This window comes from Clostridiales bacterium (assembly GCA_018333995.1).
GTDB lineage: Bacteria > Actinomycetota > Coriobacteriia > Anaerosomatales > SLCP01 > JAGXSG01.
Genome location: JAGXSG010000014.1, coordinates 1 through 22,702 on the forward strand (window position 1 = coordinate 1; position 22,702 = coordinate 22,702).

The 22,702-nt window shown below is 62.3% G+C and carries 24 protein-coding genes and 1 other RNA gene; 3 read left to right on the plus strand and 22 right to left on the minus strand.

Annotated elements, in window-relative coordinates; genetic code table 11:
- From KGZ40_04355 to KGZ40_04420, 14 genes are all read right to left on the minus strand, one after another.
- The coding region (locus KGZ40_04355; protein MBS3956746.1) for a hypothetical protein at positions 1-235 on the minus strand (235 nt) is incomplete at its 3' end.
- Between the two features lie 143 nt (positions 236-378).
- Positions 379-990 (minus strand): RdgB/HAM1 family non-canonical purine NTP pyrophosphatase, encoded by a 612-nt coding sequence (gene rdgB / locus KGZ40_04360; protein ID MBS3956747.1) that lies wholly within the window; start codon positions 988-990, stop codon positions 379-381.
- Positions 991-1,018: 28 nt separating this feature from the next.
- Positions 1,019-1,762, minus strand: coding sequence for a ribonuclease PH (gene rph, locus KGZ40_04365; GenBank protein ID MBS3956748.1), 744 nt, complete (start codon positions 1,760-1,762; stop codon positions 1,019-1,021).
- Positions 1,759-2,541, minus strand: a complete 783-nt coding sequence (locus tag KGZ40_04370; protein MBS3956749.1) for an MBL fold metallo-hydrolase — start codon at positions 2,539-2,541, stop codon at positions 1,759-1,761. Before KGZ40_04370 ends, rph begins: the two co-directional genes overlap by 4 nt.
- Positions 2,538-3,464, minus strand: coding sequence for a glutamate racemase (locus tag KGZ40_04375; protein MBS3956750.1), 927 nt, complete (start codon positions 3,462-3,464; stop codon positions 2,538-2,540). Before KGZ40_04375 ends, KGZ40_04370 begins: the two co-directional genes overlap by 4 nt.
- A gap of 51 nt (positions 3,465-3,515) precedes the next feature.
- Positions 3,516-4,550, minus strand: coding sequence for a chemotaxis-specific protein-glutamate methyltransferase CheB (cheB, locus tag KGZ40_04380; protein ID MBS3956751.1), 1,035 nt, complete (start codon positions 4,548-4,550; stop codon positions 3,516-3,518).
- A gap of 39 nt (positions 4,551-4,589) precedes the next feature.
- Positions 4,590-6,905, minus strand: a complete 2,316-nt coding sequence (locus KGZ40_04385; protein MBS3956752.1) for a hybrid sensor histidine kinase/response regulator — start codon at positions 6,903-6,905, stop codon at positions 4,590-4,592.
- Between the two features lie 30 nt (positions 6,906-6,935).
- Positions 6,936-8,165: a methyl-accepting chemotaxis protein gene (locus KGZ40_04390; protein ID MBS3956753.1), complete on the minus strand. Its 1,230-nt coding sequence runs from the start codon at positions 8,163-8,165 to the stop codon at positions 6,936-6,938.
- A gap of 19 nt (positions 8,166-8,184) precedes the next feature.
- A complete protein-coding gene (locus KGZ40_04395; protein ID MBS3956754.1) occupies positions 8,185-8,736 on the minus strand; it encodes a purine-binding chemotaxis protein CheW in 552 nt (183 codons plus the stop codon).
- Positions 8,733-9,260, minus strand: a complete 528-nt coding sequence (locus tag KGZ40_04400; protein ID MBS3956755.1) for a purine-binding chemotaxis protein CheW — start codon at positions 9,258-9,260, stop codon at positions 8,733-8,735. Before KGZ40_04400 ends, KGZ40_04395 begins: the two co-directional genes overlap by 4 nt.
- A gap of 12 nt (positions 9,261-9,272) precedes the next feature.
- A complete protein-coding gene (gene tadA / locus KGZ40_04405; GenBank protein ID MBS3956756.1) occupies positions 9,273-11,177 on the minus strand; it encodes a Flp pilus assembly complex ATPase component TadA in 1,905 nt (634 codons plus the stop codon).
- A 13-nt stretch (positions 11,178-11,190) separates the two neighbouring features.
- Positions 11,191-11,571 (minus strand): response regulator, encoded by a 381-nt coding sequence (locus tag KGZ40_04410; protein ID MBS3956757.1) that lies wholly within the window; start codon positions 11,569-11,571, stop codon positions 11,191-11,193.
- 38 nt (positions 11,572-11,609) lie between these two features.
- A complete protein-coding gene (locus KGZ40_04415; protein ID MBS3956758.1) occupies positions 11,610-13,211 on the minus strand; it encodes a tetratricopeptide repeat protein in 1,602 nt (533 codons plus the stop codon).
- Between the two features lie 5 nt (positions 13,212-13,216).
- Entirely contained in the window at positions 13,217-13,966 is a 750-nt protein-coding gene (locus tag KGZ40_04420) for a DUF4388 domain-containing protein (protein MBS3956759.1), read from the minus strand.
- Positions 13,967-14,266: 300 nt separating this feature from the next.
- Between KGZ40_04420 and purE the strand changes: the two genes are divergently transcribed.
- Together purE and KGZ40_04430 are read left to right on the plus strand one after the other, a co-directional pair.
- Positions 14,267-14,785: a 5-(carboxyamino)imidazole ribonucleotide mutase gene (gene purE / locus KGZ40_04425; GenBank protein ID MBS3956760.1), complete on the plus strand. Its 519-nt coding sequence runs from the start codon at positions 14,267-14,269 to the stop codon at positions 14,783-14,785.
- Positions 14,782-15,924, plus strand: coding sequence for a 5-(carboxyamino)imidazole ribonucleotide synthase (locus KGZ40_04430; GenBank protein ID MBS3956761.1), 1,143 nt, complete (start codon positions 14,782-14,784; stop codon positions 15,922-15,924). The genes purE and KGZ40_04430 overlap by 4 nt, the downstream gene beginning before the upstream one ends.
- A 6-nt stretch (positions 15,925-15,930) precedes the next feature.
- Here the strand turns inward: KGZ40_04430 and KGZ40_04435 are convergent, their stop codons facing one another.
- Complete coding sequence (locus tag KGZ40_04435) at positions 15,931-16,977, minus strand: threonylcarbamoyl-AMP synthase (protein MBS3956762.1); 1,047 nt, start codon at positions 16,975-16,977, stop codon at positions 15,931-15,933.
- Positions 16,978-17,125: 148 nt separating this feature from the next.
- On the opposite strand from KGZ40_04435, the gene KGZ40_04440 reads away from it, so the two are divergent.
- Positions 17,126-17,443: a hypothetical protein gene (locus KGZ40_04440; GenBank protein MBS3956763.1), complete on the plus strand. Its 318-nt coding sequence runs from the start codon at positions 17,126-17,128 to the stop codon at positions 17,441-17,443.
- Between the two features lie 108 nt (positions 17,444-17,551).
- Here the strand turns inward: KGZ40_04440 and KGZ40_04445 are convergent, their stop codons facing one another.
- The 7 genes from KGZ40_04445 to ssrA form a co-directional block, all read right to left on the minus strand.
- A complete protein-coding gene (locus tag KGZ40_04445) occupies positions 17,552-17,788 on the minus strand; it encodes a 4Fe-4S binding protein (GenBank protein ID MBS3956764.1) in 237 nt (78 codons plus the stop codon).
- An 18-nt stretch (positions 17,789-17,806) separates the two neighbouring features.
- The gene (locus tag KGZ40_04450) at positions 17,807-18,484 is read right to left on the minus strand and encodes a 2-oxoacid:acceptor oxidoreductase family protein (GenBank protein ID MBS3956765.1); all 678 of its coding nucleotides are present in this window, start codon (positions 18,482-18,484) and stop codon (positions 17,807-17,809) included.
- On the minus strand, positions 18,481-19,362 hold the full coding sequence (locus tag KGZ40_04455; GenBank protein ID MBS3956766.1) for a ferredoxin oxidoreductase: 882 nt from the start codon (positions 19,360-19,362) through the stop codon (positions 18,481-18,483). Before KGZ40_04455 ends, KGZ40_04450 begins: the two co-directional genes overlap by 4 nt.
- 29 nt (positions 19,363-19,391) lie before the next feature.
- On the minus strand, positions 19,392-20,555 hold the full coding sequence (locus KGZ40_04460) for a ferredoxin oxidoreductase (protein ID MBS3956767.1): 1,164 nt from the start codon (positions 20,553-20,555) through the stop codon (positions 19,392-19,394).
- Positions 20,556-20,557: 2 nt separating this feature from the next.
- Positions 20,558-21,142: a carbon monoxide dehydrogenase gene (locus tag KGZ40_04465; protein MBS3956768.1), complete on the minus strand. Its 585-nt coding sequence runs from the start codon at positions 21,140-21,142 to the stop codon at positions 20,558-20,560.
- 258 nt (positions 21,143-21,400) lie between these two features.
- Positions 21,401-22,309 carry a hypothetical protein gene (locus KGZ40_04470; GenBank protein MBS3956769.1) on the minus strand — a complete coding sequence of 303 codons (909 nt, stop codon included), beginning with the start codon at positions 22,307-22,309 and terminating at the stop codon, positions 21,401-21,403.
- Between the two features lie 135 nt (positions 22,310-22,444).
- Positions 22,445-22,702, minus strand: a transfer-messenger RNA (tmRNA) gene (gene ssrA / locus KGZ40_04475); the annotation flags it as partial.

Here is a 22,702-nt window from a genome sequence, read left to right on the forward strand (position 1 = left end):
GAGTCCTGACTGCGGTGTACCCATTCAACTCAACCCATTCCGGTGTCCCGAATGCGGGACCGCGAGTGTAGACGTCACCGTACCCCTGAGGTATGGCCGCAACGATCTCCTCCCTCGTAAGGGGCGCTGAGCCTGTCTCCGAGCCTCCGGTGCCCAGTCCGATCGCAACCGCCGCGCCCACGAGGATCGCGGCCGCAACTCCAGCCACCACCCATTTCCACATCGATGCGTTCATGTCGATCCACCCCAATCGAAACCGATTACGGCGTCGCGATCACCCGGAAGTCGCGCTTGCCGCTGTACCATGAGCCCCAATGTCCATAGAACCCGGGATCACCGTACGGTTCCGGTGGCTGCCGACATGCTCGTCCAGCACGCTCAGTCGTCAGCAGGCACGCGGAGCCCGTCTGAGAGCGCACGCAACGCCGCGCCGCGGTGGCTGATCGCGTTCTTAGCGTGCGTGGCGAGCTCTGACATCGTCTTTCCTGGCACTTCATCGGGCCAGAAGAGCGGGTCGTAGCCGAAGCCCTTCGCACCACGCGGCTCGGCGCCGATGGTGCCCTCGCACGCGCCTTCTGCGACGACCTCGGCGCCATCCGCTGTCACGAACACAACTACGCAGCGGAATCGCGCCTGACGCCGTACACGCGGCGTATCACCGAGCGCGACGAGCAGGCGGGCGTTGTTCTCGGCGTCGGTGGCACACGGACCGGCGTAGTAGCGAGAGTGCACGCCGGGCTCCCCGTCGAGCGCGTCAACTTCGAGGCCGGAGTCATCGGCGAGTGCGGGCAGCCCGAATAGCCCGTGGGCCGCCAACGCTTTGATACGCGCGTTCTCAAGAAAGGTCGAGCCACTTTCCTCGGGCTCGGGCCATTCGCCGAGCTCGCCTGCGGCCACGAACTCCCAGCCGGTGAACGCGAGCGCGCCACGAATCTCTTCGACCTTGTGTGCGTTGCCGGTCGCGACCACCACGCGCCCCCCGGGCGGCATGAGCGCGGGGGCTAGCGTGACGTGCGTCTCAGAGCTCGGCGACATCGGCGTCCTCCGCGACGACCTTGCGCTGGAAGTCGATGAGCCTCTCGCACCCTGCGACCCCAAGGTCGAGGAGTTCGTCCAAGCGCGCACGACCGAACGGTGTGCGCTCGCCGGTACCCTGCACCTCGATGAAGCGGCCGCGGCCGTCCATGACGACGTTCATGTCGATCTCTGCGATGGAGTCCTCGGCGTAGTCGAGGTCGAGCATGGTCACACCGTCAACCATCCCCACACTCGTCGCCGCGACAAAGTCGATGAGCGGCACCTCCGGGATGCGTCCCGCGTTGCGCCAGGTGGCAAGCGCGTCGTGCAGCGCGAGGTAGGCGCCGGTCACCGCGGCGGTTCGCGTGCCGCCGTCTGCCTGAATGACGTCGCAGTCGACGTTCACCGTCACCTCCCCGCCCATCGCGCCCATGTCGACGACGGTGCGGAGCGACCGACCGATGAGCCGCTGGATCTCGTGGGTACGACCTTTGAGTCCGCCGCCGGTCGACTCGCGGCGCGAGCGTGTGTGAGTCGATGCGGGAAGGAGCGCGTACTCGGCGGTCACCCATCCCTTGCCGCTCCCGCGACGCCACTGTGCGACACCCTCAACGACACTCGCGGCGCACAGCACCTTCGTGTCGCCGAACTCGAGCATGCAGCTGCCGTGGGCATGCTTAAGGTAGCGGCGCGTCACGCGCACCGGGCGCAACTCTCCGGGCGCGCGTCCGTCGGCTCTGGTCATAAGGTGCGTTCCTCTCTCGCTGGCCCTTTCGGGCCGATCTCGAAGACATCGAACTCGCGTGCGACGACCACGCGTCCTCCAAAGGTCTCATGCGCGTCGTCTGCCATACGTTCACGATCGTTGGTGGGCCACACGTGCGTGAGGACAAGCGTGTGGACGCCTGCCTCACGCGCAAGCGCGCCTGCTTCCGAAGCGGTCATGTGCGGCGCTATCCCGGCATACTCCTCCGGAAGTGTCGCCTCGGCAAGAAGTACATCAGCATCCGTAGCGGCTTCGAGCGCGCGAGGGCCGTACGCGGTGTCGGCCGTGTAGCACAGCGCCGCGGTGCCATCGGTGACGCGAAACGCGAAGGAGTGGTCAGTGTGATCGACCAAGCGCGGTTCTATGGTGAACGGGCCGACGCTCACCGGAACACGATCGGCGAGCGCGTGCGGATTGAATGCGGCAGCGAACTCAATCACGCCTCGGTCCGACAGTAAACACGTCATGCGCTCAAAGAGCCCGTCGGGAAGGTATACCTCCAGTGGCGCGGCCGGACCCTGCGGTGCGTAACGCAAGAGCGCCTGCAGCGAATAGATGTCGAGGAAGTGGTCGGGGTGCGAATGGCTCACAAACACCCCGCGCAGCGCGAGCGGATCGACGACGCTCACAAGGTGCGCGAGAACCCCGTTTCCGCAATCGAGCAGCACCGCTGTGCCATCGTGTTCGACAAGGTAGCCGGAGCACGCTTGGCCCGCCGCCGCGTACGAAGCCGATGAGCCGAGAACCGTGAGCCTCACGCAGACCCTCCGATCACAGCTGATCGATCAAGTGGCGCGCCGCGCTTAGCGGAGAGCGACAAACTTAGGTGTTCCACCGCGACATGCCCGACAGATCCGAGCGGTTCGCGCAACACCCGTGACCCCAGCCGTGAGAACTCATCGGCGTCCCCGGTGGTCGCGAACGTGTGCACGAGCGGGAGGTCCGTCCGCGCTGCGAGCTGCCCACGGAGCCGCAGTGTCTCTGCGACCTCGCGCGCGGTCTCCTCGGCGGATGAGATTAGCCGCACGTTTGACCCGAGGACCTGCTGGATCGATGTCCCAAGCAGAGGGAAATGCGTGCAACCGAGGATGAGAGTGTCGATGCCTGAGCGCTTGAGCGGATCGAGATAGTCGCGTGCTATCTCGTAGAACGTGGGCCGAATGAACACGTCGGAAGACTCGGCGAGCCACGACTCCAGCGTGCCAGGTCCCATGCGCAGCCCCGCCTCGACCACGTCGACAAAGCGCGGTGTCGCTACCGAGAAGGTGGTCACTCCCGCGTCGATCGAGCGCACGGCCTCGCTGTACGCGCCCGAGTCGATCGTACCTGTCGTGCCGATCACGCCGATGCGCCGGTTGGCGCTTGCGCGTACCGCCGCTCGTGCGCCCGGCTCGACCACGCCAACGACCGGCACGTCGAAAGTCCTCTGCGCAAGGGCGAGCCCTGCCGCTGTAGCTGTGTTACACGCAATGACGATCAGCTTGACCGGCCGGGACTCAAGCCACGTGCCAATCTCTAGGACGAAACGCCTTACCTCAGCAAGGTCACGGGGACCGTACGGACACCGTGCGGTATCTCCCAGGTAGACGATGCGTTCACTGGGAAGCGCGCGCATGATCTCGCGAACGACGGTCAGGCCGCCAAGTCCGGAGTCGAAGATACCGATGGGGAGCTGCTCCATGCGCACAGTATACAGCCCCGCCCGTCGTCGAAACCGCACGCGATCACGCGATCACGCCGTCGACACGAGCTCCACGATGCGCGCACCAATCTCGTGGACGGGAAGGACGGTATCGACTGCACCCATCTCAGCGGCGGCCCTCGGCATGCCGTACACGGTCGATGTCGCCTCATCCTGGGCCAGTGTCGCCGCGCCCCTGTCGCGCATCGCCTTCAGTCCGATGGCGCCGTCAGCACCCATCCCGGTTAGCAGCACCCCCACCGCCGCGGAACCGAATGATCTGGCTACGGACTCGAATAACGTGTCAGCCGAAGGGATGTAGAGCTGGCCGACGGAAGGGGCCTTGAAACGCGCGGTGAGCCCATCGGCGACCAGGTTGCGGCCGGTCGGCGCGAAATACGCCTTGCCTGGCAGGAGCGGCTCGCCATCCGCGGCGGCGGCCACCTTTATCATGCATCCCGCATCGAGCCACGACACGAGTCCGGGGATGAAGCCGTCCGCGATGTGCTGGGCGACGACCACCGGCACAGGAAGGTCGGGGCCTAGGCGCCCAAGCACGCTGAGTAACGCGGATGGCCCTCCTGTAGACGAACCGATAGCGACGATCTGGCGCTGCGCCATGGTCTTCTCGGCAGTCCCGCCCGCGAGCATCGAGGCGGTCCGCCCATCGCGTTTGCCCTTGATGTGCGTGATGACCCGGATACGGGAGAGGACCTTCACACGGTGTATGACATCTCTGCCGATGCGGTCGAGGTCGGCCCAGTCCCGAGGCTCAGGCTTCTTGATCACCTCGAGAGCACCGAGCTTCAGCGCGTCAAACGCGCGTCCCATGCCCTCTCCGTAAACAGACGAAGATACGACGAGGATCGGCGTGGGGTTGAACGCCATGATTCGCTCGGTCGCGGCGAGCCCATCCATCCTGGGCATGTGGATGTCCATCGTGATGAGATCTGGCCTGAGTTCCGCCGCTTTCGCGACAGCCTCCTCGCCATCGACCGCCTCTCCGACGACTTCGATGGCAGGATCCGAGCGCAGAATCTGGGAGAGCATCTCGCGGGACACGAGAGAGTCGTCCGCGATAAGCACACGGACGCGCCCCCTATGTGCCTCGTCCGCCACGCGCGCTTACCGGATCAAACGATCGACGGTGTCAAGCAGAGTGTCCTGGTTGAACACCGACTTGGTGATATACGCATCAGCACCCGCATCGATCCCCTCCGCCTTCTCCTCGTCACGTTCGAGCGAAGTGACGATGATGACCGGGATCTCTTTCAGGGCCGGATCCTTCTTGATCGCCCGCGTCAGCTCAAACCCGGTCATGTTTGGCATCTGGACGTCTGTGACCACCGCGTCGACAACCATTCCTTCGCGTAGCTTGGTCAGTCCCTGTGCGCCGTCCATCGCAACCTCGACATCGTAGCCGGCCGCCTCGAAGATCGAACGCTCAAGCTCGCGCGTGGTAAACGAATCCTCGCAGATGAGAATGTTGCGCGGGCCGGTCCGCTCGGATACTTTCTTCTGCCCCATTCCCCGGCGACCTGCACGAGAGCGAGCGTTGGCCATGAGATCCGGCACGTTGAGGATGGGCACAACCTCTCCCGCGCCGAGTATCGTGACGCCCGCGACGTTGTCGACCTTTCGCAGGTGCGTGCCGAGGGTCTTGATGACGATCTGCTGCTCGCCGACGAGCGCGTCTACCATGAACCCCATGCGATGGCCCGAGAAACCCACGTTCGCGATTGGGATCTTCGCCCCCGGTGCCGGGTCATCGGCGGGCACACCGAGTATGTCAGCAAGGCGCACGAGCGGGATGGTGCGCCGTTGACGGCGGATGACCTCACGACCCTCGACTTTGATCACGTCACTGGGCTCGGCACGAAGCGTCTCGTCAACGGATGCGGTGGGCAGCGCGAAGACCCTATCTCCCACGCGGAGCATGAGCGCGCGGATGATGGCGAGCGTGAGCGGGATCGTGAGGCGGAACGTGGTTCCCTCCCCGTGACGGGATGTCACGTCGAGGGATCCTTTGAGTTTTTCGACGATGAATTCACGAACCACATCCATCCCCACTCCCCTGCCGGAGATCTCTGTGATGATGGCTGCGGTCGAAAATCCTTTCTCGAAGATAAGGTACGTCGCCTCGCGATCGGACAGGGAGTCAGCCTCTGTTTGCGAGATGTATCCCTTGCGAACCGCCGAAGCGCGAACCTGGTTAGGATCGATACCACCGCCATCGTCGGAAACCTCGATGACAATGTGGTCGCCTTCCTGCCGCGCAACCATGCGGATCGTGCCCTTCTCGGGCTTGCCAAGAGAGCGGCGCACGTCGGCGGGCTCGATGCCGTGATCGACGGCGTTACGCATGATGTGCACGAGCGGGTCGTTGATCTCCTCAAGCACCTTCTTGTCGAGCTCAGTGTCCCCGCCTTCGAGAATGAGCTCGACATCCTTTTTGAAAGAGCGGGCGAGATCACGCATCGCGCGCGGGAAGGTGCTAAACACAGTGCTGACCGGCAGCATCCTCAAGCGCATACCTTGTTCCTGCAGGTCGTTGACGACCATCGAAGCACGCGACATGTCATCAGCAAAACCCTTCGAGATTCCAGTAAGCGTTCTCCGCGCATCAGAGAGCGCGGCGTCAAGAGCCGCCACCTCCTCGCTAAGATGCGTCGCCGCCGCATCGTCCTCGTGGATCATTGTGGAGAGCACGCTCTTGGTCCGTAGCCACGCCTGCCAGATGTCCGCCTGCTCAACCACGGCGTGTCTCAGATCAACCGCCCACTGCTCGGCCTTAATCTGAGAAATGACGACTTCGCTTACAAGGTTGAGCAAATCGTCGACTTGTCCGGTCTTGATGCGGATCGTCGGCTGGGACTTGGCCTTCATCGCTCCATCCGCCGAGGAGGAGCGCCTGTCTTGTTGCTCGACCTCCTCGGACTCGTGCTCGTAGTCTTCCGCTGAGTTATCCGGTGCCGCAATGGAGTGCGGCGGGACAGACCCCCCGGCTGCGGCTACGGTCATCTCCGTCTGTGATCCCGCAGCTGGCGCGGCACTACCTTCAGCGACCGCGCTGAGCTTAGCTTGGAGCGCCGCAAGATCGAGCTCAACGGGCACGTCCTTCCCGGCGATCTCCGTAAGATAGACGATGGCGTCGAGCGCCTCGAAGAAGGAGTCTGTCATCTGCGCGGTGTAGGGCGCTTCGCCGTGGCGGATGTTCACCATGATGTCTTCGAGCCGGTGGGCGACGTCGGAAATGTCAAGGAGCCCAACCATCCGAGAAGACCCCTTGAGCGTGTGGGCGTCGCGAAGCATCTGGTCAATGAGTTCGCGATTCTCAGGCTCGGCCTCGAGCGTGATCACGCTCTCATTGAGGCGCTGCAACAGATCTTGCGCCTCTTCCTGGAACTTCCCTATGAACGCTGAGCGGTCGAACTCGACCATTGTCAGGTCTCCTCGTCGCGTGTCCGGCCGCTACCCTACGATCTTAAAAGCCGATCCAACCTGGCTCGACTCAGTCGCGATCAGGGAGAGCTGCTCCGCTGAAGCCGCTACCTGCCTGCTGCCCGCAGCGGTCTGCTGCGCGACAGCGGCAACCTCACGCATCGCTTTGACGACCTGATCGGTCGCGCTCTTCTGCTGCTGCGTCGCGCCGCTGATCTCCTTCGCGGCGATCGTCGTCTGTTCGACCATCTCAACGATCTGGTCGAGGTTCTCGCCGGTCATGTGGGCGAGCTCGACTCCGCTCTGAACCTGTTTGAGTTCCTGCTCCGTAGCGATCACCAGCTCGTTCGCGGCGCCTTGGATCTCGGTCATGATAGTGGAGATCTCGCCAGTCGACTCGACAACACTCTCGGCAAGTTTGCGAATCTCGACGGCGACAACAGAGAACCCCTTACCGGCCTCACCCGCTCGCGCAGCTTCTATCGCCGCGTTGAGAGCGAGGATCTTTGTCTGGTCTGCGATGCTGTTGATTATCGAGAGAACCTGCCCGATCTGCTGACTCCGCTCTCCCAAAGAGAGGATCTTGTTTGCCGAAGACTGACTGCGCAACCGGATGTCCTCCATGGCTTTAAGCGTGTTCATCACCGCGTGCTGGCCCTTCTCGGCGCTGCCGAGCGAGGCTTCCGCCATGCTCACCACCTGATTGGCGTTGTCCGCGATCTGACGGTACGTCGCGGCAAGCTCCTCCATCGTCGCAGTAGTCTGGCTGATGCTTGCGGCCTGTTCCGCCGAGCCGGAGGCCTGCTGCTCGGTAGCTGAGAGGATCTCGTTAGAGGACTGCGCGAGCCGCTTGGATGACTCCTGCGTCTGACGGATCAGGTAGACGATAAGGTCAAGCATTTGGTTATAAGATCGGGCCAGCACGCCAAACTCATCGGGGGTGTTGAGCTCGACTTTGTAGCCGATCTCCCCCTGACACGCCGCCTTCACACTCGTGACAACAGACTCGAGCGGTTTGATGAAGCGCGAGCCAATCGCGATAAGCGCCCCCGCCCACGCCACGCCGATGACGGCAACGCCCGCGATGATGAACAGCCACTCATCGACAGCCTGTGACGCGAACGCGGATATCTCCTCGCCCAGGACCGCGAGCACGAGCCACCACTGGAGCGTGTTGAACACGATCGCGAGTACTATGGTCGCGGCCGTGATCTTATAGAGGAACTTGCTCCTGAACCCTGTGACGAGCTTTGTCAACATCGATGCCTCCTGCGCTATGTCACGTTCCCGCCGCGTCTATCGGTCGAAGAATCGTCGCCGTGTTGAACAGACCGATGAGCCGTCCGTCGACGTAGACGGATCCCGCGACGTACTCGGCCTGGGTCTTGTCGAGGACCGAGAGTGGCGGTTCCACGCCGCCCGACGGCACCTCCACTATGTCGCCAATCTCATCGATGACCATCGCTGTCGTCGCCTCATCGTTTTGGATCACGATCGCCGGCGCCTCCTCAGAAAGCTCATCAGCAGCACCGAGGCCCATGAGCGTCGCAACCTCAGTGACCGATATGATCTCGCCGCGAATATTGACCACGCCGAGGATACTGTCCGGAACGCAAGGGATCGGGGTGACCGTGTAATCCTGGAAGATCTCGCGGACGTCCGCAACCTTGACCGCGTACCATTCCTCGCCCAACCGGAACAGCAACAGCGGTATCCTGTCGTCCGCGTGGTCCTCGACAGCTTCCGCCGCAAGTGATTCAGCCCGTCTGCGCAGGATCTCAGCGGCGACACCCGCAGTGCTATTGCGCCCGTCTTGCCGGATCGAGCTCACGGCGCATCCTCCCCCTCGGCCTCAGGCAGCTCGACCGGCTCGAGCAACGCATCGACATCGAGCAGAAACACCATCCCCGTGTCGAACCTGCATACGCCAAGCATCCTAGACGCGAGCGAATGAATCGATGGAGCGGCCTGCAAACACCCTTCTGGCAAGTCAACCACGTCGTCGACTTCTTCGACGATCAACGCGACGAGCCCTTGAGAGGAACGGCAGATGATCATCGGCGTGTCGATCGTGTGCTCGATAACAGTCATCCCTAGAAGTGTGTGCATATCCAGAGCTGGAATGACGAGGCCGCGCAGGTTCACCATGCCAAGTATCGCCGGTGAGTCGTCAGGTACCTTTGCGAACTCAACGATCTGCTGGATTTCCTGTACGCAACCGATGGGCAGCGCGTACACCTGCCCGCCAAGGTGGAATGTGACGATCTTCTCCACAGCAGCAGGCAAAACAGCCGTCGTTTGTGCCGGGCCGTTCGAGAGTGCCGCATCCTTCTTGCTCGACCGGCGCGCGACCATCGTGTCCTTCCGCTAATCGGTGAACCGTACGACACGGTTCAGCTCGGCGGCGCTTACAAGGCCCTCCTGGACCCTCGACAGGCCGGAGGCGACCATCGGCCGCATCCCAACGGCCATCGCGGCCGCTCCTATTTCATCGGCAGATGCGCCCCTGCTGATTACCGATCTGACCGGATCGGTAATCGGCAGCACCTCAAAGACGCCGGTCGCACCCGCAAATCCGCTCTTGGCGCACGATGGACACCCCGCTCCGCGTGAGCTCACCGTGCCTGGAGGCGCTCCCGGTATGAGTTGCGCGAGAGTGCCGGGCTCTTCCAGCACGCAATGCTGACAGTTGAGCCGGACGAGTCGCTGGCCCACTCCCAGCGTAAGGGCGGCCGCCAGACTGACCGGCTCCGCTCCCATCCCAAGCAGGCGGCTCACCCCGGCGACGATCCCGCCGCCCGAAAACGTCGCGATCACAAGCTTGCCAAGTCCCGCCGCCTCGATCGCAAGGTGCGCGTCTTCGACGGAGTGGATCGCGTCGATGGCGACGACGTCGGTGTCCTGTCGCATTCCCGCCGAGAAGTACGCGGCGGCGCTGAGAGGAGAGGCGGGCGTGACCAGCACCTGCGCGACCGCGGGTATCTCGTACTCGACGGAGCGTTCGACCGAGTAAACCGTGCGGCCTGACGCCGCCGCGTGCGCGAGCAGTGCGTAGTACGTCGAACTACTACCGCCAGCGACGGGCGCACAGATCAGGAGTATCCCCCGTCCACGCTCCACCATCGCGCTCAGCGCGAATATCTCGGCGTCAGACATGCCAAGCTGGGAGAGCGTGCGAGGTGACTCGGTCGCTGAAGAGAACGAGATGACTACCCGCTGACCAGCGATCGTGGGCACCGACGAGACCGAAACAGCGAGATCACGGTCCGCGATGCGAGTCCTCACCCGGTTGAGCGCCGGCACGCGGGCGGACAACCCCCCGATGCGCGCGAAACTCTTGAAGCCCTCGACGAGTGCGGCCTGCATCGACAGTGGTGCGCTCGCGATCTTCTCGAGGCGCCCGGCGACCCGGTAGACGAGGAAGAAGTCGTCTTTGTATGGCAGCAGGTGGATACGCGAGGCGCCCTGCGTGACAGCGTGGCGCAGTATTTCGGTGACAAGCACCGCGACCTTCGCGGGATCGGCCACCGCGAGCACATCGAGATCGATCGACGCCGATCCCGCCGGCGTCTCGGTCTCTACAACCTCCTCAAGCGTTTCGGAGCCGAGCTTCTCGGACACGGCGACCTCATCGAAGCTGGGTGCCACGCTCGGCTCGACTGCGACAGGCGCATCTACGGCATGCGCCTCAAAGAGGTCCGCCGCGTCGAACTCGATATCGTGTTCCGCGGTGTCATCCAAACCAGCGGGAGCGAGCATCTCAGCCCCCGGCGGCGTCTCGATTCCCTGCCCTGACTCGGACTCTGCGGAAAGCGAAGGTGCGACTTCTTCAACCGGATAGTACTGCCCGAGGGCCTCACAAAGCGCGCCCGGATCGGTGAGCACCGCCTCTACCTCGAGCGAGAGCTCCTCCCCGAGCACATCTAGGCGGAAGATGTCGAACGGGTCGCCTATGGCGACCGTCAGCATCCCGTCGATCTCGAACAGTGGCAACATGCCTAGTTCGCGCGCTCGTAGAGTCGGCAACATCGCAAGCGCTTCCGCGTCCGGGGTGTAGCTTGCCAGCTCTACTCGAGGCATGCCGAGTTGATCCTCAAGCACTGTCGCTAAGTCGTCCGCCGTGACGAGGTTCCGCTGAACCAGCAGCTCACCGAGCGTGATGCCCTCCTGCTCGAAGGTATGCACGATCGTGCTCGATTGCTCGACCGTAACGAGACCCGCCTCGAGGAGCGCTTCGAGCGTACGGGCGGTTATAGCGCCAGACTCCGCCATCACCCGGCGCCCGCTAACCCTGTGCCTTGGAAAGCTCTTCAGCGACCGCTGCCAGCAGCCGCTCCGGCTCAACAGGCTTGGTCAAGTACTGGTTCGCGCCCGTTCGAATGCCCGTTGCCATCGCTTGTTCTTCGGTCTTCGCGGTGAGCATGATGATGGGGATCCCCTTGTACTTCTGATCGAACTTCAGAAGGCGGCAGACCCGGTACCCGTCAAGCTTTGGCAACATGACATCGAGCAAGATGAGATCGGGCATCTCGGCCCGGGCCTTCTCCAGCGCCGCGGCGCCATCAGCGGCGGTGATCACCTCATAGCCGCCCGCCTCGAGGATCGCCTTGATCATCTCGAGGATGGTCGGGCTATCATCCACAGCGAGGATGCGCGCGGTTGCCATTCGTGACTCCCTCCAACGACGAGCGTCCTTACCGGTGGTTATCGCCTCCGGCGGCGCTGCACTTTAGCCGCCTCATCTACCTTTCGACACTCTACCAGACTGCGCTCACATGTTTTCGCGAGCAAGTCGGGCCGAAACCCGCCAAGAAAGACGCTCCACGGACCGTCCGGCCTGCGGTAAAGCGCACTGAGCGCGTTCTCGTACTCCCGGCACGCATCCTCTATCGCCCCGCGGGCCCGATAGAGATTGCCGAGGTTCAGATGAGCAAGCACGAAATCGGAATCCGTGTATATCGTTCTTTTGAACTCGAACATCGCCTCGTCGAGCCGATCGGTGCGCAGATAGATGAGGCCGAGCACATACCTGGCCGACGCTAAGAGCGGATCGATATCGAGTGCGCGGTTGCTCTCGTCGAGGGCCGAGGCGAAATCGCCGGTATCCGCATGCGCGAACGCCGCCAGAAGGTACGCCTCGGCGCACGACGGTTCGAGAGCGAGCGCTCGCGTCGCAAGCCCTAGCACATCGGAAGTTCGGCCATCTGCCGACGCCTCACGCGCCTGTCTGAGCAGCTCGTCGACGGATTCACCATCGTGGCCAGAAGAGTGCTCCAGCGATGCGGCGAGCGAGGCGTTCGTAAGCGACTCACCATGCACGGTATTAGGAGGTGCGGGGGACATTGTTTGGGCCGCCGGCGTGCGTGATGCGCGTACGGAAGCCTCCGTGCCGAGCTGTTGCGAACGTCCGCGCCTCGCCGCCTCAATCCGCTCGGCGAACGAGTACGCCGGGCGCGGAACTGGTTTGCGGTAGAGAAAGACCCCGCCAACCTCGACGGGCACAAAGCGGTCGGTGATGCTCGTGAGCGTCTCGGAATGGCCGATGAACAGGTAGCCGCCAGGATTGAGGCTCTCGAAGAAGTTGTTGACCACGCGCCGTGTCGACTCCAGGCGAAAGTAGATGGTGACGTTGCGGCAAAAGATGATGTCCCAGTTGCCCATCAGCCCGATCGGATAGGGCTCCTTGATGAGGTTGTGATAGCCGAAGTCGACGATCTTCCGCACGTCCTGACGGATGTGGTACCCGTCACCCGTCGGGTCGAAGAACCGCGTGAGTATCTCGGGCGCAACGTTGGTGAGAGCCCGCGCTGGGTACCAACCCGCTTGGGCTTTCGCAAGCGCGCTCGACGAGACGTCTGTCCCCGTGACCTCGAGTCTATGACCTGCCCCCTCGATTCCCGCGTCGATCAGCGTCATCGCGATTGAGTACGGCTCCTCGCCAGTCGAACAACCCGCGGACCACACCCGAAACGCTTGGTTCCTCGCGTCCTTGCGCTCCAATATCTCGGGAACGACGAAATCGCGCATAGCCGAGAACTGCGCCGGAAACCGGAAGAAGCTGGTCTCGTTGATCGTGACAAGGTTCATCAGCTCTCGAAACTCGGTGTCGTCGCGCTGGAGCAGATCGAGGTACTCCCTGAGTGACGCGAGACCGAACCGTGTCGCTCTCGTGATCAGCGAGATGCGCAAGGAGTCGAGCTTCGCCTCTTCGAGATAGATTCCGGAGTGTTCATGGATGTAGTCACGGAAGAGTACAAACTCCTGGGCTGAAAGATCCGTTGGGATCATCGGCTCCGATGATGACATGGACACTACTCTGCCGTTATGGAAGCGCCGGACACGTTGAGCTTTTCTATAAGACCGGCGGAGTGCATGCCGTAGAGGATTTTCGCCGTCTCGAAGTCGTTATAGCCGGTGAGTTCAGTCAACTCGTGGACCGATCTGCCGCCATGAAGGAAACAAAGCAACATCCACTCCCTCGGCTTGAGATGGATCTCAATCGATTTCTCGCCGGGTGCCGCAGCCATCACGAAACGCGTGTCAAGCGTTGGTATCCGTTCACGTATGCGCGCCCACATCTCGAGCCGGCGCGCGGACTCCATGATGATGTTCTCAACCGAAACCGAGATCCCGATGTCCTCGTCTTCGCAGGTGTCCTCGGCCTCGAACCTCAGGTCTCCCTCTTCCCAGCGAAACAGATCGAACAGTGTGTCGTTGATCTGATCCTGGATGAAGTTCTCGAGGATCTTGCCTTCGAGGTACCCTTCGTCGACGAGGATCTGGCCTAGACGGCGGCCCGCTTTCTCCTTCTTCTGTATCTTCTGGAGCCCGAGTGCTTGGCGTAGCTGCTTCTCCGAGATCACGCCTGATTTGACCAGGCGCTTTCCGAGTGACTCGCGGTTGTAGTTCGAAGAGGCGAAATAGACGCGCCCCTTCTTGAAGCACACTCTGCCCTCGGCTTCCGAGCGGGTCATATATAACGTGCCGGTCTTTTGGCCCGATGAGAGCAACCGGAACATATCCGCGAGCGAGAAGTCTTTGAGGTTTCCCTCGAGTGCCACAAGTAAGCCTCTCCGCTAGTTGTCGGCCAAGACGTGCGGTGTCTCCTTCTGCGGACGCGACCAGGGACGACGCACTGCTCACACCCGCTCAATCCTAGCACGGCGTCTGCCTACGACAAAGAACCACCGGCACCTCGCTCGCTTCTGTGATCCCGGGCACTGTCGGTACTTGACACCACCTGTTCGAGAGGCTTGACTGAAGCGGCCCTCGGAAGAACCGGTCTCCTCGCGCAGAGACGCGGGTGAACGGTCGGCCGGTGCTTTCCGGTAGAAACCGGCGAAAGGACGCGTGGTCGCCTGATGAGTAGTGAGCGGCTTACCTCCACGCCCTTGGTAGGCGTGATCATGGGATCAGTGTCGGACTGGGAAACGCTCAGTCATGCGGTCGAAACGCTCAGGAGCCTCAAAATCCCGTGTGAGGCGAAGGTGGTGTCGGCTCATCGCACCCCAGACCGGCTGTTCGAGTACGCCGAGACCGCTCGTATTCGAGGTATCGAAGTGATCATCGCAGGTGCGGGAGGCGCGGCGCACCTCCCCGGCATGGCGGCCGCAAAAACCTCCCTGCCTGTCCTAGGAGTTCCAGTCAGGTCCGAAGCACTCAACGGCATCGACTCCCTCCTCTCAATCGTGCAGATGCCCGCAGGTATTCCGGTCGGGACGTTGGCGATAGGACGCGCGGGAGCGGTGAATGCGGCGTTACTGAGCGCGAGCATCCTGGGCAACAAGTATCCCGAGATTGCGGCGGAACTTGAACGGTTCCGCGCTCGACAAACCGAATCCGTGCTCGAGAGTCCAGATTCGCCATCTGGAATGCCGTGAGAGTAGGCATCCTCGGCGCCGGGCAGCTCGCCCAGATGCTCACCGAAGCCGGTACGCGACTCGGCATGTCACACGTGTTGCTCGCGCCGGAACATGACGCGTGCGCCGCGTCATGCGGTGTCTTTGTGCACGGAGACTACGATGACCCTCACGCGCTCTCGCGCTTTTCCGAGCACGCCGACGTGGCGACGTTCGAGTTCGAAAATGTGCCCACGCACGCTGTCGAGTGGCTCGAGGATAGGATTCCCGTACGGCCCTCGGCAGAGGTGCTTCGCATCGCCCAAGACCGCCTACGCGAAAAAGAGACCTTCAGACGCCTCGGCATCCCCGTACCCAGGTTTGAGGCGATTAACACGCTGCTTGAGCTGCAACACCATGCCGAGGCGGTCGGGCTTCCTGCGGTGCTCAAGACGCGGACACTGGGCTACGACGGCAAAGGACAGGCCATCGTGCGCGACACTCGGGCTGAATCGCTTCAGAGGGCATGGCGCGCTATCGGAGGCACACCCGCGATCCTCGAGGAGTTGGTGCCATTTGACCGGGAGCTCTCGGTCATCGGCACGCAGTCACCCGATGGTGAACAGGTGTTCTACTCTCTAAACGAGAACGTGCACCGTGAGGGCATATTGCGTCTGACCATGGCGCGCGCCACCGATCCGCAACGCGAGATCGCCGAGGAGTACGCGCGCCGCTTGTTAGTCGAGTTTGGATACGTGGGAACGCTCGCCCTCGAGCTCTTCGAGGTCGAGGGCGGTCTGCTCGCCAACGAGATGGCCCCGCGGGTGCACAACAGCGGCCACTGGACGATCGAGGGCGCTGAAACATCTCAGTTCGAAAACCACATGCGCGCCGTCTGCGGGTTGCCGCTCGGCGGGACACTCCAGCATCGGGCGGCCGCGATGGTAAATCTCATAGGCACGCTGCCCGCGGTCCACGACGTGCTCGCAATCCCCGACGCACACCTTCACGTGTACGGCAAAGCCGAGCGCCCGGGACGCAAGGTGGGACACATCACGCTCATCGATCACGCGAACAATTCTGTGGAGTTCAACACCCGCGTCGCACGCGCTCTGGAGCTTGCGGGCGAGGACGCTGCGGCGTACGCGTTGACGTTGCGAGAATCACAACGCGGCGCGTGAAGTCCGTCAGTCACCCGGTTTTGCGGTCGCGCTCGAAACACTCGGCGCGGCTGCCCGGGACAGCCGGTCACGCACGGCCCGCCACCCTGGCCCATCGGGAGGCTGCTCGGCAAGGATAAGGCGAAACCGTCCGCGGTCGAGTTCTCTCAGCGTCGCATAGAGATCATGCGCGTAGCTCTCCGGATCCGCAGGCATAGAAAACCACGTGCTTCCTTCGAGGAGGGCCTGCTCTTGTGCTCCAATCGCAAGCACAGCTACACCGTGGCCCGCCGACACCTCCTTTGAAATCGTGGCCGCCAACTGTGACGAGTCCACGAGACGCAGAGGCGTACGAGGAGCGTAGTGACTTTCAAGCTGACCGGGCACCTGAGGTCCTCCGGTTACAGGAACATCGCACGTGATGCCGAGGATCTCCGATATCCGCTCAGCGGTGATACTTCCGGGGCGCAAGAGGCGCGGAACTCCCTCGGACAGATCGAGTATCGTTGACTCGACTCCAACGGGACACGGCCCCGCGTCCAATACCATTTCGACCTGGTCGCCAAGGTCTGCAATAACATGGGCGGCCGTCGTGGGGCTGATTCGGCCGAACCTGTTGGCCGACGGTGCCGCGATCCCACCAGCAAACTCCACGAGGAGCGCGTGTGCGACTGGATGTCCCGGTACGCGCAGTCCGATAGTATCTTGTCCGCCCGTGACGACATCGAGGACGCGAGGCGCACGCTTGAGGATGAGGGTGAGCGGTCCGGGCCAAAGTGCCTCCGCCAGTTTCCATGCCTCATCTGGCACCCCTCGCGCCCACGCTCCGATGTGTTCGGCGGATGCCAGATGCACAATGAGTGGATGTCCGGGTGGACGCCCCTTGACCTCAAAGATCTTTTCCACCGCGGCTCGATTGGCCGCGTCAGCCCCCAGGCCATAAACCGTCTCGGTAGGAATAGCGACGAGTCCGCCTCGGCGAAGTATCTCGGCGGCCTGTGTAACGCTCGTAGAAGACGCGGGCGTCCCTTCACAAGGCCGGGTAGACGGTTTCTGACGCACCAAGACGCTCATCCCTTCCGCTAACATGTGAACCCGCAGGGTACACTATCATTGAGGTTTGTGATGTTCCACCGTATGTAACGCCGGTCACGACGAACTGCCTAGTTCTGAGTTCGGCGTGCTCATCCACTATCGAGAGGAACCGAAGGGAGCACGGTTGATGGAAACGTTTTCTAAGAAGCGAATCAGCATCATCGTTGAGGAGAGCTTCTTCCGCGATGTGCTTGATCTGGTCGAGGAATCAGGTGCGAGCGGATTCACCACCTACAGGGGTATCGGCGGCGAGGGAGAGCACGGCACGCGGGGCACCTATAACGACATCGATGGCATCTCAAACAACGTCGAGGTCGTCACAATCGTCGGTGATGAGGTCGCTGACCGGATACTCGAAGGAGTGATGGCCCTGTCCGATAGAGGTGTGATCCTCACCACCTACTTCATGAACGTGCAGGTACTGAGGGATTCTCGTTTCCGCTAATGGCGCAGGCGTGACCGCTCGCCGCTTGAATTCACCAAGAGCCGCTACCGCCCAAACGACGGGCTGGTTGCGGCTCTTGGGATGCGGCACCACGCAATGGTCACCGGGTCACTCCATGCAGCTGACCTCGCACGCGTTAGATTCTTCCTGCGTGATCTGACGGATTTCGATTGCCGCCTTCGGGCACATGACGGCACAGATCCCGCAACCCTTACAGCGAGCAGCGACGATGAAGGACTTCTTGCGCGCGACGAGGAATCGAATCGCATTCGGTTCAGGACATACCTGGGTGCACAACTTGCAGCCTACGCACTTTGACTCATCTACGAAACCTGCAGAATACATCGATGGACTCCTCCGTCCTCAGACTTTCGTGCCGACGCTTGTGCTCGCTGCCTCATCGAACGAGGCCCTCAGGACCTCTGAGTTGGCCGCGATCAACTTCTCGGCCTTCCCATACTGCTTCTTGACGGCGTCGTCGAGCACCGCGGTCGTCCCAGAAGCCACGAACCGCGCCTTCCCGCCGAAGCGCTCCTGCAGCGCCTCTTCGAGAGATTCGTACGTCACCACTCCGGTGATTCCCAGCAACGCACCGAGCATCGCGACGTTTGTCGAAAGCTCGGTTCCAGTCACCTTGCGCGATAGCTCGGTCGCTGCAACAAAGTGTACCGTCGCGCCGAGCTCGTGCAGACTCTCCAGGTCTTCCGGGCCAAACTCAATCGGCGCGACAGAGTTAACTATGATCACACCGCCGGGCTGTATTCCCGAAAAGAACGGCATCGTGTATGACTTGCCCATCAAGATGACGTCGGGGTGGTACACCATGATGATGCTCGGATACACGATCTCACCGGAGTCGTAGATCGCCTCGTCAGAGATCCTGACGTAACTCTCCGCTGGCGCCAGCCGCTTCTCGGCACCGAAGAACGGGTTTCCAAGCGCGTTCTTTCCATCTTTGACCGCCGCATTGCCAAGAATCTGGGCGGCTGTGACGACTCCTTGTCCGCCAAGGCCCGACATGCGCACGTAGTGCTTCGTCATCTGGCCACCTCCCCGCACGCCGACGGCTTAGACTGGGCCTCAAGCGACGCAAGATACTCCTCAGCTGCGGGAGAGATGTGCTCGCGAAAAGCGTAGTCTGTCTTTAGGCGCTCTTTGGCGGCGAGTATTCCCTCGTGCGCCTTGAGTTTCATGTTGGTTGGACAGGGGGTGTGGATCTGCACGAAGGTAGGACCAACCTCCCGAGCGATCAAGACCGCCTTCTCGAAGGACTTCCCAATCTGTCGCGGACGAGCGGCCGAGACAACCGCGACATAATCGCAACCCGACCCTATCGCAAGATCGGCCATCCGCACCTTCTCGAACTTCTTGCCGAGCGGCGCCATGTTGAGCACCGCGCCCTCGAGGCTCATGCCGCTCTCCTGGCCGCCAGTGTTCGCGTAGAGCTCGTTATCGAACATGACCGTCGATATCTTCTCGCGGCGGAACCACGAGTGCAGCGTCATGTCGAGTCCGATGTCTACCGTCCCGCCGTCTCCGGCGATCACCACGACGTCTTTCGTGGTATCTGGGAAGCGAATCTCAAGCGCCCGCTTGAGACCTGACGCGACCGCGTTTTGGTTCCCGAACAGTGAGTGGACATTGTGAAGCGCGAGCTGGGTGAAGGCCAAGCTGTTACATCCAGTCGTACCCACTACCACCGTGTCTTCTGGTGTGGGCAGGGAAGCCATCAGAAGCCGGAACGCGAGCGCGAGGTTGCATCCCGCGCACAGCGGGTGCTCCTCAAGAAGCTCCTTGAACGTGCCAAGATCCCCGATTGACTTGCCGCCTCCAAACGGACCGTTGGATACAAGCTCCTTGTACTCGTTGGGCATGACGTCTTCGAAGTGCGGATTGATGCGGGTTATGTTGAGTGACACTTAGGGACCTCCTCTCGAATCGTGAGTCGTCAGACTCCGACGTACGTGCCGTCCTTGACGACTTTCACAATCACGTCGGGGGGCATCGTCATACCGCCGTAAACGCGCGGGCCAAGCACAATCCGATCGTTGTCCGGGATGACCGAGGCCACCTCGCGCGCCAACCAACCGGGCCGGTTGAACTCTGGGATCACGATCTTTTCCGCATTGGCGAGAGCCGCTCGTATCTCCTCGGCAGGGAACGGCCGGATGGTCTTGATCTTGATGAGTCCGACGTCGAGTCCTTCCGCCCGCAGATCGCGCAAGGCCTCGCGCGACTGGGCGACCGCGGTTCCCGACGCGACGATCTGGATCGGGGCGTCGGGTTCCTCTTGCTCGATGAAGCTGCCAAGGAACTTGAGGAGGTGCTCCTTTGAGCGCACGGCAGCGGCGGCGACCTCCTGCTGCCAGCTCGCGTGCGCGGCGTAACTGATGAAATTGCTCTTTAGCACGAACGGGTCGCGCATGAGCCGGAACGGGGGCGTCTCCATGTCGATGTGCGCGACCGGAGAAAGTGCCGGGTTGTACGGCTTTAAGGTGACGTCTTCTGAAACGACTCGCATCATCTGGTTTGTGTGGGTCACAAAGAACCCATCCACGAACACGCCAATCGGGATGTGCACGGTCGTTTTCTCGGCCACATCAAAGCTCATGAGCAACATGTCGTAGAGCTCTTGGGCATTCTCGGCGTGGAGCATGATCATTCCCGTGTCGAGCAAGAAGCCCATCTCGATGGTGTCGGGCTGGATCGTGAGAGGCGCGTTGATTCCCCTGGTCATGAACGCCATAACGATAGGCATCCGCGAACCCGCCCACATCGGGAAGTTCTCGATAGCCCGCAGCGTTCCCGGTCCGCACGTAGCGGTAAACGTCCGCACGCCCGCCATCGCCGCGCCTGCGACCTGTGACATGACCGCGAACTCGTTCTCGCCGCGGAAGTACTCCTTTACGTAACCCTCGGCGTACAGATCGCCGACAAGATGCATGCTCTCGCTTTGGGGAGTGATGGGATACGAGATCGCCATGTCGACGTTGGCCCGCCGAATCGCCTCACGAACCGCCTCACTGCCGGTCATGTAGCGCTCTTCGCGCTCGGCCTCGAAGAGCATGTACGAGGCGGAAACCTCCCTCAGCTCAGGACGGGTGACTCCCATGCCTACGCACCTCCCTTGGTCTTGAGGTCTTGCACAACTGCAAGCAGTGTAGCCAGCACGTCGTTGTTGGCATCTCTGAGTGAAGCATTGGCTTCTTCGTGGCCATCTTCCGCACACAGAGCGACGGTAAAGCACGACGTGCCGCCCCTGATAATCTTGAGCGCCAAATTGGCCTGATGACAGTGCACGCCGATGAATACGCCCACGTCGATCTTGTTGTGCCAGATCGTCAAGTTGGGATGGTTGGGGTTGATTTCGACCGCTGGGTCGATCATGGGGTACTTTGGGCGATAGTCGGGCATGGGGATGACCTTTGCCCTGACCTCGGACGCAAGCTCACGCACCAATCTCCCGCGCTCAATGGCGTAAGTAGTCGTCTTCCACAGAAGTAAAGGTCCAGGAAAGAACGTGGGATTCTTCGCGGAGACCAGCCGTTCGGCGATGGTGCGAATCCCCTGGTCGGCGGGAACACAGACACCTTCGACGATCGCTTCCCCGTCTGAGGGCATCCTCACTCCGTGCATCACCGCGGCAGGCGGCAGGTAGCATTCTGGTCCTGCCAAGACTCTGTAGGGGGCAGACGTCATGGACGCTCCTCCTTCCTCGTGTACGGATACTACATCGAGCCGCTGTACTGGCGCGTTTTCGCGAAGACCGCCAGGTACCGGAGGACGACCGCAGTCACACCTGGTCGACACGTGCGGATGCGGTTCGCAAGCCGTGACTATCTCTTGTTTCAGAACTCTCGTCAAGGTATCCGCTCTAGCTGGTTCTCCCCTTGGCTGCACGCGTGCGCCACGTGATCCCCGCACGCACCGAGTCTTTGAACATCTCCCAAACGGTCGCTACGAACCCCTGCTCGCCTTCCGGAGTCCCAATGCCGCCCCAAGCGCCGAGATGAGCGCGGCGAGTTCGCGGGCGGTGGAAACACCGCCATCATCCGAAACGAGCAAGCGGCCTCCCGCGGCCTCGATACCGGCGGCTACGCCCGCCCGGACCGCCTCCGGGCCACCCGCGCGAACCGCTGATCCAGGGATGCCTCCAAGTACCGTGAGGCGGTGCATGTGCGCACGTGCCCGCACCGCTGCAAACGCGCTCGCGTCGATTCCCGCGGGATGCACGCCATCAAACCCGGCGCCGGCGGCGGCGCTGAGGTAGGAAGTCACATCGCCGTCCGAGTGCCAAATCGCGGCAAGTCCCTCGGCGTGCGCCGCTGACGCGATCCGGCCGATCCGCGGCATGACGGTCCGGGGCACGTAGCCGGGCTCAACGAGGGGACCGCTTGCCGAGGCGACGTCCTCGGCTACCACAACAGCGAACGCACCCCACTGGGCAGCCGTGCGTGTTTGCGCGATCGCCGCGTCAACCGCGGCGTCGAGCCGAGAATCGAACCGCGCGCCTCCTGTGAGCGTCGCGCGCAAAGTGGGCGCCCATCCATCCTCCTCGGCGATGGTCGTGACTGGCCCGCGGACCACTATGAACGGTGCGATGCCGCACGCCGCCAACTCGCGCGCCGTGATCTGAGCGCCCGGCGCCCACGCCACTACGAACACGAAGTCAGGTGCGACATCGCCACACATCGCACGCGCTAGTAACGTGCTCTCCCCGGCGCCGCCGCCCCACAGCAACGACGCGATCGCCTCATCCGGCACGAACGTCACACCCGCACTTACGATGCCGGTGGCGCCGTCGAGCACCGCGCGCAACCGGTCGCGCGCCCCGGCGTTGCCCGGAGTTCCGTGTGCGTCCGGCACGCAAGCACCTCCTTTTGAACACGCCATGTTCGCGGAGTGTTCACGAATTCTACCGAGCATCACGCTGATCTATCGCACGGGATTGGAACACAACGAGCGGGATCCCTCATCGGGAATCCCGCTCGGTCTGGATGCTGGTGGAGGCGGCGAGAATCGAACTCGCGTCCACGACAGCCCCCTGGGAAGCATCTCCAGGCTCAGTCACCGATTAGCATTCGGTCGGGACGTCGCACGGTGACCCGCGAGTCCCTTCCTAGACGGCTTGAGTGTCCCTTGCAAAGCGCCATCAGGCTCCGCTTCGGTAAGTCTCCTTAGTGGCGCCGGGGCCGGTGTCGGAGACACACACCGGGCGGCGTCGCTGCTCTATTTAGGCAGCGAGTGCAAGATCATTGT

What these genes read in the sequence shown, in the direction of transcription:
- KGZ40_04450 (MBS3956765.1), bottom strand. Translation starts at nt 18,484, where the DNA reads ATGACGAAGCACTACGTGCGCATGTCGGGCCTTGGCGGACAAGGAGTC.
- rdgB (MBS3956747.1), bottom strand. Translation starts at nt 990, where the DNA reads ATGCCGCCCGGGGGGCGCGTGGTGGTCGCGACCGGCAACGCACACAAG.
- KGZ40_04445 (MBS3956764.1), bottom strand. Translation starts at nt 17,788, where the DNA reads ATGTATTCTGCAGGTTTCGTAGATGAGTCAAAGTGCGTAGGCTGCAAG.
- purE (MBS3956760.1), top strand. Translation starts at nt 14,267, where the DNA reads ATGAGTAGTGAGCGGCTTACCTCCACGCCCTTGGTAGGCGTGATCATG.
- KGZ40_04435 (MBS3956762.1), bottom strand. Translation starts at nt 16,977, where the DNA reads ATGAGCGTCTTGGTGCGTCAGAAACCGTCTACCCGGCCTTGTGAAGGG.
- KGZ40_04385 (MBS3956752.1), bottom strand. Translation starts at nt 6,905, where the DNA reads ATGGTCGAGTTCGACCGCTCAGCGTTCATAGGGAAGTTCCAGGAAGAG.
- KGZ40_04440 (MBS3956763.1), top strand. Translation starts at nt 17,126, where the DNA reads ATGGAAACGTTTTCTAAGAAGCGAATCAGCATCATCGTTGAGGAGAGC.
- KGZ40_04375 (MBS3956750.1), bottom strand. Translation starts at nt 3,464, where the DNA reads ATGGAGCAGCTCCCCATCGGTATCTTCGACTCCGGACTTGGCGGCCTG.
- KGZ40_04460 (MBS3956767.1), bottom strand. Translation starts at nt 20,555, where the DNA reads ATGGGAGTCACCCGTCCTGAGCTGAGGGAGGTTTCCGCCTCGTACATG.
- KGZ40_04400 (MBS3956755.1), bottom strand. Translation starts at nt 9,260, where the DNA reads ATGGTCGCGCGCCGGTCGAGCAAGAAGGATGCGGCACTCTCGAACGGC.
- KGZ40_04410 (MBS3956757.1), bottom strand. Translation starts at nt 11,571, where the DNA reads ATGGCAACCGCGCGCATCCTCGCTGTGGATGATAGCCCGACCATCCTC.
- tadA (MBS3956756.1), bottom strand. Translation starts at nt 11,177, where the DNA reads ATGGCGGAGTCTGGCGCTATAACCGCCCGTACGCTCGAAGCGCTCCTC.
- KGZ40_04390 (MBS3956753.1), bottom strand. Translation starts at nt 8,165, where the DNA reads ATGTTGACAAAGCTCGTCACAGGGTTCAGGAGCAAGTTCCTCTATAAG.
- KGZ40_04415 (MBS3956758.1), bottom strand. Translation starts at nt 13,211, where the DNA reads ATGTCATCATCGGAGCCGATGATCCCAACGGATCTTTCAGCCCAGGAG.
- KGZ40_04465 (MBS3956768.1), bottom strand. Translation starts at nt 21,142, where the DNA reads ATGACGTCTGCCCCCTACAGAGTCTTGGCAGGACCAGAATGCTACCTG.
- rph (MBS3956748.1), bottom strand. Translation starts at nt 1,762, where the DNA reads ATGACCAGAGCCGACGGACGCGCGCCCGGAGAGTTGCGCCCGGTGCGC.